13 protein-coding genes are annotated in these 14849 nt (G+C 64.2%); 4 read left to right on the top strand and 9 right to left on the bottom strand.

The genetic code is table 11. The features are described from left to right. The first annotated feature begins 2 nt into the window (after positions 1–2). From NKH98_RS04910 to NKH98_RS04895, 4 genes are all read left to right on the top strand, one after another. Positions 3–1067 (top strand): ABC transporter ATP-binding protein, encoded by a 1065-nt coding sequence (locus tag NKH98_RS04910; RefSeq protein WP_352896944.1) that lies wholly within the window; start codon positions 3–5, stop codon positions 1065–1067. Between the two features lie 141 nt (positions 1068–1208). After that, positions 1209–2759, top strand: coding sequence for a cation:proton antiporter (locus NKH98_RS04905; RefSeq protein ID WP_352802138.1), 1551 nt, complete (start codon positions 1209–1211; stop codon positions 2757–2759). Positions 2760–2848: 89 nt separating this feature from the next. Then, positions 2849–3763 carry an endonuclease/exonuclease/phosphatase family protein gene (locus NKH98_RS04900; protein ID WP_352802136.1) on the top strand — a complete coding sequence of 305 codons (915 nt, stop codon included), beginning with the start codon at positions 2849–2851 and terminating at the stop codon, positions 3761–3763. Between the two features lie 7 nt (positions 3764–3770). Further along, positions 3771–4616 carry an EamA family transporter gene (locus tag NKH98_RS04895; RefSeq protein WP_023675361.1) on the top strand — a complete coding sequence of 282 codons (846 nt, stop codon included), beginning with the start codon at positions 3771–3773 and terminating at the stop codon, positions 4614–4616. Here the strand turns inward: NKH98_RS04895 and NKH98_RS04890 are convergent, their stop codons facing one another. The 9 genes from NKH98_RS04890 to NKH98_RS04850 all read right to left on the bottom strand — a co-directional run bounded on the left by NKH98_RS04890 (position 4617) and on the right by NKH98_RS04850 (position 14846). Beyond that, on the bottom strand, positions 4617–4928 hold the full coding sequence (locus NKH98_RS04890) for a Dabb family protein (protein ID WP_352896942.1): 312 nt from the start codon (positions 4926–4928) through the stop codon (positions 4617–4619). A 10-nt stretch (positions 4929–4938) separates the two neighbouring features. Beyond that, complete coding sequence (locus NKH98_RS04885; RefSeq protein ID WP_352896940.1) at positions 4939–6567, bottom strand: GMC family oxidoreductase; 1629 nt, start codon at positions 6565–6567, stop codon at positions 4939–4941. Positions 6568–6579: 12 nt separating this feature from the next. Beyond that, positions 6580–7341, bottom strand: a complete 762-nt coding sequence (locus tag NKH98_RS04880) for a 3-ketoacyl-ACP reductase (RefSeq protein ID WP_352896939.1) — start codon at positions 7339–7341, stop codon at positions 6580–6582. After that, a complete protein-coding gene (locus tag NKH98_RS04875) occupies positions 7338–8852 on the bottom strand; it encodes a GMC oxidoreductase (protein WP_352896937.1) in 1515 nt (504 codons plus the stop codon). The genes NKH98_RS04880 and NKH98_RS04875 overlap by 4 nt, the downstream gene beginning before the upstream one ends. A 5-nt stretch (positions 8853–8857) precedes the next feature. Beyond that, positions 8858–9973: an ABC transporter ATP-binding protein gene (locus NKH98_RS04870; RefSeq protein WP_352896935.1), complete on the bottom strand. Its 1116-nt coding sequence runs from the start codon at positions 9971–9973 to the stop codon at positions 8858–8860. Positions 9974–9977: 4 nt separating this feature from the next. Continuing rightward, positions 9978–10922 carry a carbohydrate ABC transporter permease gene (locus NKH98_RS04865; RefSeq protein ID WP_352478185.1) on the bottom strand — a complete coding sequence of 315 codons (945 nt, stop codon included), beginning with the start codon at positions 10920–10922 and terminating at the stop codon, positions 9978–9980. Beyond that, a complete protein-coding gene (locus NKH98_RS04860; protein ID WP_254816906.1) occupies positions 10919–11878 on the bottom strand; it encodes a carbohydrate ABC transporter permease in 960 nt (319 codons plus the stop codon). The genes NKH98_RS04865 and NKH98_RS04860 overlap by 4 nt, the downstream gene beginning before the upstream one ends. 142 nt (positions 11879–12020) lie before the next feature. Continuing rightward, positions 12021–13274 carry an ABC transporter substrate-binding protein gene (locus tag NKH98_RS04855; protein ID WP_254816907.1) on the bottom strand — a complete coding sequence of 418 codons (1254 nt, stop codon included), beginning with the start codon at positions 13272–13274 and terminating at the stop codon, positions 12021–12023. Between the two features lie 60 nt (positions 13275–13334). Further along, the gene (locus NKH98_RS04850; protein WP_352896933.1) at positions 13335–14846 is read right to left on the bottom strand and encodes an aldehyde dehydrogenase family protein; all 1512 of its coding nucleotides are present in this window, start codon (positions 14844–14846) and stop codon (positions 13335–13337) included. Positions 14847–14849 lie beyond the last annotated feature (3 nt).

Below are 14849 nucleotides of genomic sequence, written 5' to 3'. Positions count from 1 at the left end.
CCATGGCCGAGCCATTCCTCTCAATCCAGCATGTGCGAAAATCCTTCGGCCCCATCACCGTGGTGCAGGATTTCAACCTCGACGTCGAGCCGGGCGAATTCGTCTCCTTCCTTGGGCCATCGGGCTGCGGCAAGACGACGGTGCTGCGCATGGTCGCCGGTTTCGAAGAGCCGTCCGCCGGCAAGATCGTCGTGGCCGGCAAGGACATCACCCGGCTGAAGCCCAATCAGCGCAATGTCGGCATGGTGTTCCAGGCCTATGCGCTGTTTCCGAACCTCACCGTGGCGCAGAATATCGGCTTCGGGCTGAAGGTCGCCGGCATGCCAAAGGCCGATGCCGACAGGCGCATTGCCGAAATGCTCGATATCATCAAGCTGCCGCAGATGGGCGACCGCTATCCCTACCAGCTTTCCGGCGGCCAGCAGCAGCGCATCGCGCTGGCGCGGGCAATTGCGCCGAAGCCGAAGCTGTTGCTGCTCGACGAGCCGCTGTCGGCGCTCGACGCGAAGGTGCGCGTGTCGCTGCGCGAGGAAATCCGCTCGATCCAGAAGAAGCTCGGCATCACCACCATCTTCGTCACCCACGACCAGGAAGAGGCGCTGTCGATCTCCGACCGCATTGCTGTCATGTATGGCGGCAAGGCCGAGCAAGTGGGCACGCCGTTCGAGATCTACAACCGGCCGGCAACCAAATTCGTTGCAAATTTCGTCGGCACGCTGAACGTGCTTGAAGGCACGGTCACCGACGCGGCTTCGGGCAAGGTGCGCGTCAATTCGCAAGAGGTTTCGCTCAAGGGCAAACTCAACGGCTCGAAATCCGGCGACACGCTGTCGTTGGCACTGCGTCCGGAAGCGATTTCGCTCGGCCGCCACCCCGGCCGCGACTCCAGCCTTTCGGGCGAAATCGCCGAGGTGCATTTCCTCGGCTCGGTCATCCGGGTGCGCGTCGGCATCGGCGGCAGCACGGTCTCGCTCGACACGTTCAACAGCCCGGCCACGCCGCCGCCAGCCGTCGGCGAAAAGGCCGAGATTTCGTTCTCGTCGGGCGACATGCTGGTGCTGCATTAGGGGAAGAGGGAATAGTGAATGGTGAGCAAGCGCTTTACGCGCCGAAATTCCTCTGCACGCAGCCATTCACCATTCACGAGCAGCCAAAGCCGTTGCCGTTTTTGCAGTGCCAATCGCCCGGCTTCACCGCTACGATAAGGCATGGCGCTTTTTGAACTCACCCTTGTCCTGCTTCTCATCGCGGTCGTCCTGACCGCGCTGTCGCGGCGTCTGCAGATTCCCTATCCTTCATTGTTGGCGCTGGCCGGCGCTGGCATCGCCTTCCTGCCGTTTGCCCCGACCATCGAGATCGACCCGGAGCTGGCGCTCGCTCTGTTCATCGCGCCGGTTCTGCTCGACGCGGCCTACGACACGTCGCTGCGCGATCTCAACCGCTACAAGGTTTCGCTCATCCTGCTGGCGCTTGGCGCCGTCATCTTCACCACGGTGGCGGTCGCTCTGGTGGGCTGGACGATGGCAGGCCTGCCCGTCGCCGCCGCCATAGCGCTTGGCGCGATTGTGGCGCCGCCCGATGCGGTGGCAGCGGCGGCCGTGCTCGGGCAGTTCAAGGTACCGCACCGCATCACCGCCATCCTGGAAGGCGAGAGCCTTCTCAATGACGCGACGGCACTGCTGATCTACCGAATGTCGGTTTCCGCAGCCGCCGGCTCCATCCTATTGAGCAGTGCCATACCAATGATCCTGCTGTCGACGGTCGGCAGCCTTGCCGCAGGCTATGTGCTAGGCCGGTTGTCTCTCGCCATACTCGGCCGTATCGACGATCCGGCGAGCGGCACCGTGGTGCAATTCGCCTCAACCTTTGGCGTCTGGATCCTGGCCGACAGGATAGGGCTGTCCGCCATCATCACGATCGTCGTCTATGCCATGACGATCGCCCGTACATCGCCGCGCCGCATGCCGGCAAGGAATCGTGTCAGCTCCTACTCGGTCTGGGAGACGGCGGTGTTCGTGCTCAACGTCCTGGCCTTCGTCCTGATGGGCCTGCAAGCGCGATCGATTGTCGGTCGACTTGCCGAGCAAGGACAAAGCGAGGCGTTCGTCTTTGCCCTGGCGGTGCTGGCCATTGTCATCGTATCGCGGCTCGTCTGGGTGCTGGGCTGCGGCGCGATCCTCAGAGCGCTGGCACGTCTGGGCGACGAGGACAGGCGGAAGGACGCGCCGACATTTCGCGGCGGCGTGCTTATCGGCTGGTGCGGCATGCGCGGCCTGGTGACGCTTGCGGCAGCCTTCGCCTTGCCGGCCGACTTTCCGGGCCGTGATCCGATCGTGCTCGCCGCTTTCACGGTCGTGCTCGGCACGCTGGTGCTGCAAGGCGTCAGCCTGAAGCCGTTGCTGAGTGTGCTCAATCTCAAGCCCGACCAGACGGTCGACCGGGAGGTGGCGCGGGCGCGCGTCGCCATCATGCAGGCTGCGCTCGACGTGCTCAGCGGCAAGACGTCGAGCGCCGCGGGGGCGGTGCGCGAGCAATATGCCGCCCAGCGCGCCATCGCCGAGAACCCGGAGGATGCCCAGGCGGCGACCGAGTATGACAGGTTGCGTCTTTATGCCATCAAAAGCCAGCGCGATGCACTGGAGCGCCTGCGCATCGACGGAACGATCGGCGACGAGGCCTACCACCGCCTCGAGGAAGAGATCGACTGGTCGGAACTGGCTGCATCCCCGCCCGGGCGGTTCCAGCCACTGACGACTTAGCATCTGGCCCAAGCTCCCTCCGTTCGGCTGCACATTGCAACCAATCCACCGAACGGCTACTGCCAGCAGGAAACTGAGCCGGATAGGCAATGAAGCTGGTCAGCTATAACATCCAGTACGGCTTCGGCGGCGATGGCCGCTACGATCTGGCGCGTTGCGCCAAGGTCGTCGCCGGCGCCGACGTCATCGCCTTGCAGGAAGTCGAGCGGCACTGGTTACGCAGCAACGAGGACGACCAGCCGGAACTTCTTTCGCGATTGCTGCCCGACTACCATTGGGTCTACGGCCCGGCCTTCGACATGGATGCCAGCCAGCGGCGTGACGGCCGCATCGTCAACCGGCGGCGGCAATTCGGCACCATAGTTCTGTCTAAGCTGCCGATTGTCTGGTCGCGGCTGCACACGCTGCCGCTCAGGCGCACGCTGCGGCCGCTCAACACCCGCAACGCCGCACTTGAATGCATGATCCGCACCCCTGCCGGCCCGGTGCGGTTCTTTTCGCTGCATCTGGCGCATATCGCGGCCGAGGAGCGGCTGGAGCAGATCGACTATTTGCTGGCCGAGCATCGCCGCGCGCGGTCCGAGGGCGGCCCATGGAGCGGCGCCGACGACGAGCCGGCGCGCAACTGGAGCAATGGCGAACAGGAGCCAGAAAACCCCGTAGCGGCGATCTGGTTGGGCGACTTCAATATGGAGCCGGGTAGCGCCGAGTACCGCCGCATCGTCGGCAGCGCGCCCTATCATCGCGGTGCCGCCTATCTCGACGGTTTTGTCGACGCCGCCGCCGTCGCCCGCGAACCGACGTCGGACTTCCACACCCATGTGAAGACCATCGACGGCAGGATCGCAAAGCGCCGGCTCGACCATTGCTTCGTCGGCGGCATGTTTGCCGGGCGCGTGCGATCGGTCAGCGCCGATATCGGCCAAGTCGCCTCCGATCATTTTCCGCTCTGGGTCGATATCGACCTGGAGACGCCTATCGCCATAGGGACGGGCGGCGGATGAACCGCCGATGAGCCTGTTTGTCTTTTTCGCGGTGCTCGCCGCCGCTTCCATGCATGCGATCTGGAATGCGCTGGTCAAGGTCCATCTCGACCGTTTCCTGTCGATAACGCTGATGACGCTCGGCATGGGTGCCGCCGCGCTGGTGACGTTGCCCTTCGTCGAGGTGCCGAAGCCGGAAGTGTGGCCATACATCCTCGCCTCGGTTGTCTTCCACATGGGCTACAGGACGTTCCTGATCGGCGCCTACAAGGCCGGCGATTTCGCCCAGACCTATCCGCTGGCGCGCGGCACCGCGCCCTTGCTGGCCGCTTTGGGGGGCGTTGTGGTGGTTGCCGAGATGCCGGCGCCGCTCGCCATTCTCGGCATTCTCTTGTTGTCGGCGGGCACGCTGGTGCTGTCGTTTCGCGGCGGCGCGCATCTGGAGAAATTGAACTTGCGCGCTGTCGGTTTCGCGTTGGGCACATCGATCTTCATCGCCAGCTATACGCTGTCGGACGGCAGCGGCGCGCGGCTGGCCGCCACCGCATCGAGCTATGCGGCCTGGCTGTTCGTCTGCGATGCGCTGTGGGCGCTGGTGCTTTGCGTCGTCTTTCGCGGCCCACAGGCGCTGCCGGTGCTGGCCCGCGACTGGAAGGCAGGAATCTATACCGGCGTGCTCAGCGGCGGCGCCTACTGGATCGTGATGTGGGCGATGACCAAGGCGCCGATCGCCTCGGTGGCGTCGCTGCGCGAAACATCGATCCTGTTCGCCATGATGATCTCGGTGTTCGCGCTCGGCGAGAAGATGACGGCATGGCGGGGTGCCGCGGTGCTCAGCATCGTTGCCGGCGTGGTTGCGCTGAGAATGGGATAGTCACGCGATCTCCAGGTCGAACACCATCAGCCCGTCCGTGCCGCCTTCGAGCGCCGCGACCAGTCTTGCGCCGGCTCGCTGATGCGCTTGATGCACGAGATAGGCATCGCGCGCGGCGGCATCGCGAAAGTCGATGGTGAAGCCGTGCGTGAAGCCGCGGGCGAAGGGTTCGGGGCTGGTGTTGGCGCCGAATTCGACCTTGCCCACGCCGTCGATCATCGACCGCAACGCTTCGAGATCGGCATGGATCGCCGCCCGCTCGGCGTTAGCGACATCGTTGCGGACTCTGACGAAAACACAGTGCCGGATCATTCCTTGTCCCTCATTCCGCTCGGTTGGTGGAAAACACCGCCGGCGGCAGCGGCTCGCGGCCAAGGATCAGATCGGCGCCCTTTTCACCAACCATGACCGTCGGGGCATTGGTGTTCGAGGAGGGGATGCGCGGCATCACCGAGGCGTCGCAGACACGCAGGCCATCGATGCCACGTAACCTGAGCTCCGGCGTCACCACGCTCATCGCATCGTAACCCATGCGGCAGGTGCCGACCGGGTGGTGGTCGGTCTTGGAACTGCGGCAGGCGTAGTCGAACAGCTCGTCGCCGCTCTGCAGGTCGGGTCCCGGCAGTACCTCGCGCAGCACATAGGGCTGCAGCGCTTTCTGCCGCATGATCTCGCGCGCCAGCCTCAGCCCCTTGATCGACATGTCGCGGTCATAGGGATCGGACCAATAGTTCGGATCGATCAGCGGGCGGTCTGCCGGGTCGGCACTGTTCAGCCGCACCGTGCCGCGCGAGCGCGGGCGCAGGAAGGCCGAATTCAGTGTCACGCCCGGATTGTTCAGCTTCTCGACGCCGGCCTCGATGCCGGAGCCGAGGCCGAGATGCAGCTGGATATCGGGAGAGGCGGCGGTCGGATCGGCGTACCAGAAGCCGCCGGTCTCGAACAGGCTGGAGGCCACCGGGCCCTTCTTCAGGAGCAGGTACTGAAGGCCGGCCCACGCCATCCAGTGCAGCTTGGCGTAGTTGTCGTAAGTGTGATCGCCGGTGCATTCGGCGATGACGAACAGGTCGAGATGATCCTGCAGATTGGAGCCGACGCCTGGCAGGTCGTGCACAGGCGTCACGCCGACCGCCTTCAAATGGTCGGCCGGGCCGATCCCCGACTGCATCAAAAGCTTCGGCGAGCCGATGGCGCCGGACGAGACGATCACCTCGCGTTCGGCGCGCAGGATCGCTGCCTGACCGCCCGGCCTGTCGACGATCTCGACGCCGATGGCGCGGCCCTTGTCGACGACGATGCGCGTCACCAGAACGCCGGTCCTGACCGTCAGGTTCTTGCGTTCGCGGATCGGCCGGAGATAGGCGACCGAGGCCGAAGAGCGTTTTGCGTCCTTCTGCGTCAATTGGTAATAGCCGACGCCCTCCTGGCTGGCGCCGTTGAAGTCGGGATTGAAGGGGATGCCCATCTCCTGCCCGGCGCGGAAATAGGCCTCGCAGATCGGCAGCGGCGCGATCGGGTTCGACACGCCGAGCGGGCCCTGGTCGCCGTGAAAATCGTTGGCATAACGTTGATTGTTCTCGGCGCGTTTGAAATAGGGCAGCACGTCGCGATAGCCCCAGCCGGCAAGACCTTCTTCCTTCTCCCAGGCGTCGTAGTCGCGGGCGTTGCCGCGCGTGTAGATCTGGGCGTTGATCGACGAGCCGCCACCGATCACCTTGGCCTGCGTGTATCGGAAGACGCGGTCCTTCATGTGCTTTTGCGGCACAGTCGACCAGCCCCAGGCGGCGATGCCCTTGGTCATCTTGGCAAAACCGGCCGGCATGTGGATCAGCGGATGCCAGTCCTTGCCGCCGGCTTCGAGCAGCAGCACCTGATGCGACGGATCTTCGCTCAGCCGGTTGGCGAGTACGCAGCCGGCCGGGCCGGCGCCGACGATTATGTAGTCGGTCATGGCGTCACCTGTTCATAGCCTCGGCACCGACAGCGCGCCGTCGACATTGATGACCGAGCCGGTCGAAAAGCCGAGCTTGCCGCTGGCGAGCGCCGCCACGGCGGCACCGATATCCCGGCCCTCGCCCCAGCGCATCGCCGGCACCAGCCCGCTCTCGATCAGCGCGTCATATTTGGCGGTGACACCCGCGGTCATCTCGGTGCGGATGATGCCCGGCCGCACCTCGAACACGGCGATGTTTTCGGTGGCAAGCCGCAGCGCCAGGTTCTTCACCCACATCGAAAGCCCGGCCTTGGAAATGCAGTAGTCGGAACGTTCCGGCGAGGCCATGGCGGCACTGACCGAGGTGACGGTGATGATCGATCTCGCACCATCGCTCGGCAGGCCTAGCATCGCTTTGGCGACGGCCTGGCTGAGGAACACCGTGCCGCGCAGATTGATGCCGAGCACCCGGTCGAAATTTTCCGGCTTGAGCTCGAGCAGATCGCCGCGCAGGACAGTGCCGATGCCGGCATTGTTGACCAGGCAGTCGATGCGGCCGAAGGCGCTTGTCGCGGCATCGATCAGCGCTGCATGGCCGTCGAGGTCGGCGATGTCGCTGCTGGCATAGGCAAATTTCGCGCCGCGCCCGGTGATGTCGGCGGCGAGCCCGTCGGCGGCTTCGTCGGCAAGGTCGGCGACGAGGATGTCGAAGCCGGAATCTGCGAGCGCTTTGGCGCAGGCAAGGCCGATGCCGCGCGTGCCGCCGGTGACGATCGCTGCCGGGCGGCTCATGTTGCAAGCTCCGTCTTGCGGATATGATCGGCGACGCGCAGCGCCTGTGCGGCGATCGATAGCGCCGGATTGACGGCTGCCGAATTCGGCAGGAAGCCGGCGTCGACGACGAACAAATTGCTGTGGTCGAAGGAGCGGCAGAACGGATCCAGCGGCGAGATCGCTGGATCGTTGCCCATCTTCACCGTGCCGCACTGATGCGAGGGCGTGCGCTTGTCAAACGGCCGCGACAGGACGATCGGATAGCCGCACGCGCGGAAATTCTCGCGCATCACCTTGGTCAGCCCGTCGAGCGACTGCATGTTGGAGCGCCGCCACTGCATGACGATGTCCTTGCCGTCGACCATGATGCGGCTCTCGGGATCGGGCAGGTCCTCGCACATCAGATACCAGTCGACGGCGTGGCCGGCCATGAAATCGAGCGCGAATTTGGGCGCGCGCCTGACATTGGCCTTGAGGATGTTGCCGTCGATCTTGCCGAGGAGCTGGACATTGCCGAGCGGCTTGCCGCCCTTGCCGTCGGATAGATAATAATCGTTCAGCATCAGCGTCTTCTGGTAGACGGATTTGTTCCGGCGGCGTGGATCGATCGCCAGCATGGCGCTCGAATTGTGGTTCATGAAGTTGCGGCCGACCTGGTCGGAGCGGTTGGCCAGGCCTTTGCCACCGCCTTTGCCCTCAGGGGTGGGCGAGCGCAGCAGGATGGCGGCGGAATTGACCGCGCCGGCCGATAGGATGACCAGCTTCGGCGCGACTTTCTTCAGCGTACCGTTCTGTCGATAATGGACGGCGGCGATTGTCCTCGCATCCGGCGATGCCTCGAGATGTTCGACGTGGGCGCCGGTCTCGAGCTTGATGTTCTGGTCGGCAAGGGCCGACGCCAGCGGCCCCGTTTGGGCGTCGACCTTGCCGGCACCGGTGTTGGGAAACGCGTCCCACGGCGTCCTGCCGTCTTTCAGCCAGGCTTCGATGTCGACGCCGAGCGGCAGCGATGCCGGGTGCAGACCCAGGCTCCTGAGCTCGGCGCGGGCGCGCGCGATCGGCGGCTCGTCGGGTACCGGCCCGAAAGGGTAGGGCATCGAGTGGAACGGCTCGGTCGGGTCTTCACCGAGTGCACCGCGCACGCGGAAAAGCTGCTCGGCCCTGGAATACCAGGGCTCGAATTCCTCATAGGAAAACGGCCAGGCCGGCGAGACGCCGCCATAGTGCTCCATCTCCGAAAAGTCTTGCCTGCGGTAGCGGATCAGCACGGCGCCGTAGAATTTCGAATTGCCGCCGACATAGTAGTAATTGCCGGGATTGAAAGGCGCTCCGCCGGCCTCGAGCCACATCTCCTTCGGCCGGTAATGACCGTCGACGAAGATGGCGCGGGTGTCGCGTGTGTGCGGCGTCGCCGGCAGTGGTTCGCCGCGCTCCAGCATCAGGATCGAGGCGCCGCTGCCGGCAAGGCCGGAGGCGATCGTGGCGCCGCCTATGCCGGAGCCGATAATGACGATGTCGGGATTTGTCATGGCCGTCAGACGATGCGTTTCTCGGTCGCCGGATCGAAGAACACCGCCTTGGTCAGGTTGAAGGCGAGCGGCGTGACCGTGCCGGGCTGGATTTTGGCATCGGCGCGCAGCCGCGCCACCACCGCCTTGCCGCCGAGATTGGTGACCGCGAACGTATCCGAGCCGGCCGGCTCGATGACCTCGATGTGACAGTCGGCGCGGGCGATGTTCGAGGCATTGCGTTCGGCCCCTTCGGGATCGGTCAGTGCTTCCGGGCGGACGCCGAAGATGATCGGTTTTCCCTGGAATGCCGAAAGACCGGCCGGCGCATTGCCCAGCGGCAGCGAGATCGGCTGGCGCGCCTCGCGCTCCATGACGACGGAGATGCCGCTGCCGTTGCTGCCGATCGTCGCCGGGATCAGGTTCATCGCCGGCGAGCCCATGAAGTCGGCAACAAACAGGTTGACCGGATTGTTATAGATTTCGGCCGGCGTACCGAACTGCTGCACCTCGCCGTCGCGCATCACCGCGATCTTGGTGGCCAGCGTCATCGCCTCGATCTGGTCGTGCGTGACGTAGACGATGGTGGTACCGGTGGTGGCGTGCAGGCGCTTGATCTCGATACGCATGTCGACGCGCAGCTTGGCATCGAGATTGGACAAAGGCTCGTCGAACAGGAACAGCTTTGGATCGCGCACCAGCGCCCGGCCCATGGCGACGCGCTGGCGCTGGCCGCCGGAAAGCTGGCTTGGCTTGCGCTTCAGCAAATGGCCGATCTGCAGGACCTTTGCCACCTTGTCGATCGCTTTCTGGCGCTCATCGGCCGGCACGCCGCGCATCTCCATGCCGAAGGCAATATTCCCGGCCACCGTCATGTTCGGATAGAGCGCGTAGCTCTGGAACACCATGGCGATGTCGCGCTTGGAGGGGTGGAGATCGTTGATCGTGCGTCCGTCGACGCGGATTTCCCCTTCGGTGACGGTTTCCAGGCCGGCAATGGTGTTGAGCAGCGTGGACTTGCCGCAACCGGAAGGCCCGACCAGCACGAGGAAGCCGCCCTTTTCCAGGTCGAGGTCGATGCCTTTCAGGATCTCGACCGCTCCGAACCGCTTCTTCAGCCCGTCAATTTCCAGAAAAGCCATGCGATTATCCTTTGACGGCGCCGGCCATAAGGCCGCGCACGAAATAGCGGCCGGCGAGCACATAGACGAGGAGCGTCGGCAGCGCGGCGATCATCGCCGCCGCCATATTGACGTTGTATTCGACGACGCCGGTCGAGGTGTTGACGACGTTGTTCAGCGCCACCGTCATCGGCATCACGTCGCCTGAGCCGGCATAAGCGGAGGCGAAGAGGAAGTCGTTCCAGATGTTGGTGAACTGGTAGATCACCGTCACCACGATGATCGGCAGCGAGTTGGGAAGCATGATGCGCCGGAAGATCTGGAAGAAGCTGGCGCCGTCGATCTGCGCCGCCTTCACCAGCTCGTTCGGAAACGCTTCGTAATAATTGCGGAAGAACAGGGTGGTGAAGCCGATGCCGTAGACGACGTGAACGAACACCAGGTTCACGGTTGGATTGCCGAAGCCGAAGGTGAAGCCGGTCGCGTTCTGCAGCTTGACGCCGAACCGGCCGAGGCTGCCGAGGATCGTTGCCATCGGCAAGAGCACGGACTGGAACGGGATGAAGCAGGCAAACAGCATCAGCCCGAACACCAGCGTCGCCCCGCGAAAGCGCCACTTCGTCAGCACATAGCCGTTGAGCGCGCCGAGCAGGGTCGAGATGATGACCGCCGGAACCACCATCTTGATCGAGTTCCAGAAATAACCCTTCATGCCGACGCAGGTGAGACCCGAGCAGACTTCGCTCCATGCCCTTATCCAGGGTGCGAAGGTCGGCGCCTGCGGCAGCGCCAGCATGTTGCCGTTCTGGATCTCGTCCATGGTCTTGAACGAGGTCACCAGCATAACGAGCAGCGGCATCAGATAGAACAGCGCAAACAGCGCCAGCAGCCCGTAGATGACGATACGGTTGACCGTCCTGGCGCTGATACCGCCAGTGCTCTGGCGAGCAGGAGTGGCTATGGCGCTCATCGCGGCTTCTCCCGAAGCTCGGAATAGAGATAGGGAACGATGATCGCGGTGATAGTCATCAGCATGATCACGGCGCTGGCCGAGCCGACGGCCATTTCGTTGCGCTTGAAGGTGTACTCATACATGAAGTTCGACGGCAGCCAGGCCGAGCCGCCAGGCCCGCCGCTGGTCAGCGCGACGACCAGATCGTAGGACTTGATGGCGAGATGCGCGAGGACGATCAAGGCGGACAGGAAGATCGGCCGCAGCAGCGGGATGACGATGCGACGGTAGAGCTGGAAGGTGGTGGCGCCGTCGATCTGCGCCGCCTTCAGGATCTCGCCGTCGATGCCGCGCAGGCCGGCCAGGAACATCGCCATGATGAAGCCTGACGCCTGCCAGACACCGGCGATGACCACAGTGTAGATGACGAAGTCCTTGTTCTTGATCCAGTCGAAATGGAAGCTCGTCCAGCCCCATTGGTGCAGCGTCTGCTCGAGGCCGAGGCCGGGGTCGAGAAACCATTTCCAGGCAACGCCGGTGACGATGAAGGACAGTGCCATCGGGTAGAGATAGATCGGCCGCAACATGCCTTCGCCGCGGATCTTCTGGTCAAGCAGGATCGCCAGGAACAGCCCGAGCGCCAGGCAGATGGAAATATAGAGGAAGCCGAAAATCCCCATATTGGTGATCGAGGTGTACCAGGAGGACGGCGGATCGCTTTCGAAAGTCCAGCGCCACAGCCGCTGATAGGCGCGTGGCCCGGTGATCGCATAGGAGGGAAAGGTCTTGGAATTGGTGAAGGACAGATAGATCGTCCACAGGATGAAGCCGTAGACGAAGACGATGGTGGCGGCGAAGCTCGGCGCCAGCACGAGCTTCGGCAGCGCATCCTGCAGGCGCGAGCGCACCGAAGCGCCCGGACGGGCGTCGTGCTCCGGCGTCAGCGTGATACTGGTTTCAGCAACTATGCTCATCGATCCATTCCGTATCGCGGGTCCGGAATTCTGTCGTCGCGGCCTCTGCGGCACGAAGCGTGCCGGTCAGCGCAACCGCAAAACCCCTCCGCAGGGGATCTCCCCGGCTTGCGCCGGGGAGATCGTTCACATGGGCGGGTGCTTACTTGGCGTCTTCGATCGCGCTGACCAGTTGGGTCACCGCCTCGTCCGAGGTCTTGATCTGGCCGTGGACGAACTTCGAGACGACATCCTTGTAGGCGTTGGCAACCGCCGGAGGGGCGCCGTAGCCTTGCGCCAGCGAGCCGAACAGGGTGCCGCCTTCGTTGGCGGCCTTCAAATCGGCCATGCCCTTCTTGCCGCATGCGTCGAAGTCGGTGTCCGGCACGTCGGTGCGGGCCGGGACCGAGCCCTTGACCACGTTGAAGGCCGACTGGAAGCTCTTCGACAGAGTTGCGGTGGCCAGAGCGATCTGGGCGGCCTTGCGGTCTTCCGGAACCTTGAACATGCCGAACATGTCGGAGTTGTAGATCACGCTGCCGTCGGTGCCCGGGAAGCGATAGCAGAGAAAGTCGGTGCCCGGGACCTTCTTGGCGGCGTTGAATTCGCCCTTGGCCCAGTCGCCCATCACCTGTACCAAGGCGTCGCCCTTGATGACCATGGCGGTGGCGAGGTTCCAGTCGCGGCCCGAGAAGTTCGGGTCGACATAGGTGACGAGCTTGGCGAGATTGTCGAACGACTTCTTCATCGTGTCGGACTTCAGGGATTCCTCGTCGAGGTCGTTGAAGGCCTTCTTGTAGAACTCAGGTCCGCCGGTCGACAGCACGACCGAGTCGAACATGGTCGCTTCCTGCCAGTTCTGGCCGCCCAGTGCGAGCGGGATGACGCCCGCCGCCTTGGCTTTGTCGAGCAGCGCGATGAAGTCGTCGAAGGTCTTGGGCTCGGTCCCGCCGATCTTGTCCATCACCGCCTTGTTGATCCACAGCCAGTTGACCGAGTGGACGTTGACCGGAGCCGCGACCCACTTGCCGTCATAGACGGAGAATTTCTGCAGGGCGGCGGGAACGGACTTGTCCCAGCCTTCCTTTATCGCCGTCTCGGTCAGGTCGCCCATGACGCCGGCCGCGGCGTAGTCGAGCACGGTATAGCCAAGCATCTGCGAGGCGGTCGGGTAGTTGCCGGCCGCCACCATCGCCTTCAGCGCGGTCATGGCGGCGTCGCCGCCACCGCCGGCCACCGGCACGTCCTTCCAGGCAAAGCCTTCCTTGGCCAGATCCTGCTTGAGCACGTTCAGAGCGGCAGCTTCGCCGCCCGACGTCCACCAATGCAGCATCTGGACTTCCTTGACGTCCTCGGCATGGGCCGCGAACGCAACGCCCGCTGCGAGAGCCGTCCCGATAAGCAGTTTGCGCAACATGTACTTCCTCCCTTGTTGAACTTACAACGACCGGCGGATGGCCACCGGGTTCTTCCCAACTCAGCCGACCCACCATCCGGTGCGCTGGCCGCGATGAAACTGGATTGTCTTTTCCTCGGTATAATCCTCGACGGCGCGCTTGCCGAGTTCGCGTCCCAGACCGGACTGCTTGTAGCCGCCGAAAGGCAGTTCGGGATAACCTTCCATGAACGTGTTCACCCAAACGGTTCCCGAACGCACATTCCGCGCCACCGACATGCAGGTATCGATGCTGGCGCTCCACACGCCGGCCGACAGACCATAGGGCGTGTTGTTGGCGATGTGCAACGCCCTTTCAATCGATTCAAAAGTCAGCACCGAGAGCACCGGACCGAACACTTCCTCGCGCGCAATGGCCATGTCTTCGGTGACGTCGCGAACGATGGTTGGATCAAGATACTGGCCGGCGCTCGCAGCAAGCTGCTTGCCGCCGCTATAGATCCGGCCGCCGCCGTTTTCCGCTGCCGTCACGTAGCCGGTGACCTTGGCCATGTGGTCGGCGGAGATCATCGCGCCGACCTTGGTGCGGTCGTCGAGCGGGTCGCCAACAGTCACCTTGGCGGTGAGGGCTTTGACGGCGCCGAGGAACTCATCGGCGATCGCCTCATGGACGATTAGCCGGCTGCCGGCATTGCAGCATTCGCCGGCGTTGAAGAAGCCGCCGAATACCGCCGCGTCGGCGGCGGCATCGAGGTCGGCATCGGGAAAGACGATCTGGCCGTTCTTGCCGCCGAGCTCCATCGAGACTTTCTTCAGCGAGTTGGCGGCAGACGCCATGGTCATCCTGCCGACGCGGGTGGAGCCGGTGAACGACACCATCTCGACCAGCGGATGGCTGACCATCGGTGCGCCGACATCGGCGCCCAGACCGGCAAGGATGTTGACGACGCCATCCGGCAGGCCGGCCTGCATCAGGATCTCGCCGAGCACGAAAGTCGAGGCCGAGGCCATCTCGCTCGGCTTGACCACCGCGGTGCAGCCGGCGGCGAGCGCGAAGGGCAGTTTCTGGCAGACGATAAGGAACGGGAAATTCCACGGCGTGATGATGGAGACGACGCCGATCGGTTCGCGCAGCACGACGCCGAGCATGGCGTCGCCGAGATTGGCGTAGCTTTCGCCGTGAAGCGTGCGGGCAAGTGCCGCGGCATAGCGCCAGATATCGACGGCGCCGCCGATCTCGCCGCGCGCCTGGGCAATCGGCTTGCCGGATTCCAGCGCGTCGAGCCGGGCAATCTCGTCCAGCCGCGCCTCGATCAGGTCAGCAGCCTTGAGTAGGATCGCGGCGCGCTCGGCGGCCTTCATGCGCGGCCACGGGCCGGTCTCGAAGGCCCTGTGCGCGGCCTGTACCGCAGCCTCCACGTCCGCCGCGCCGGCCTGTGCATAGCGCGAGACGGTGAAGCCGTGGCCGGGGCTGCTGCGCCCCAGCGTGCGGCCGTCCCGAGCGTCCACGAACTTGCCGTCGATCAGCAGCCGGTAGCTTTTCGGCGCTGCGGCTGCCTCGGCGGGCATGGCGATGTTGAGAGGTGCGTTCATGTG

The sequence above is a fragment of the Mesorhizobium sp. M0833 genome, from assembly GCF_040319905.1.
GTDB lineage: Bacteria > Pseudomonadota > Alphaproteobacteria > Rhizobiales > Rhizobiaceae > Mesorhizobium.
The sequence above is the reverse complement of the archived record's forward strand: the minus strand, read 5'-3'. Positions and strand labels throughout refer to the sequence as shown.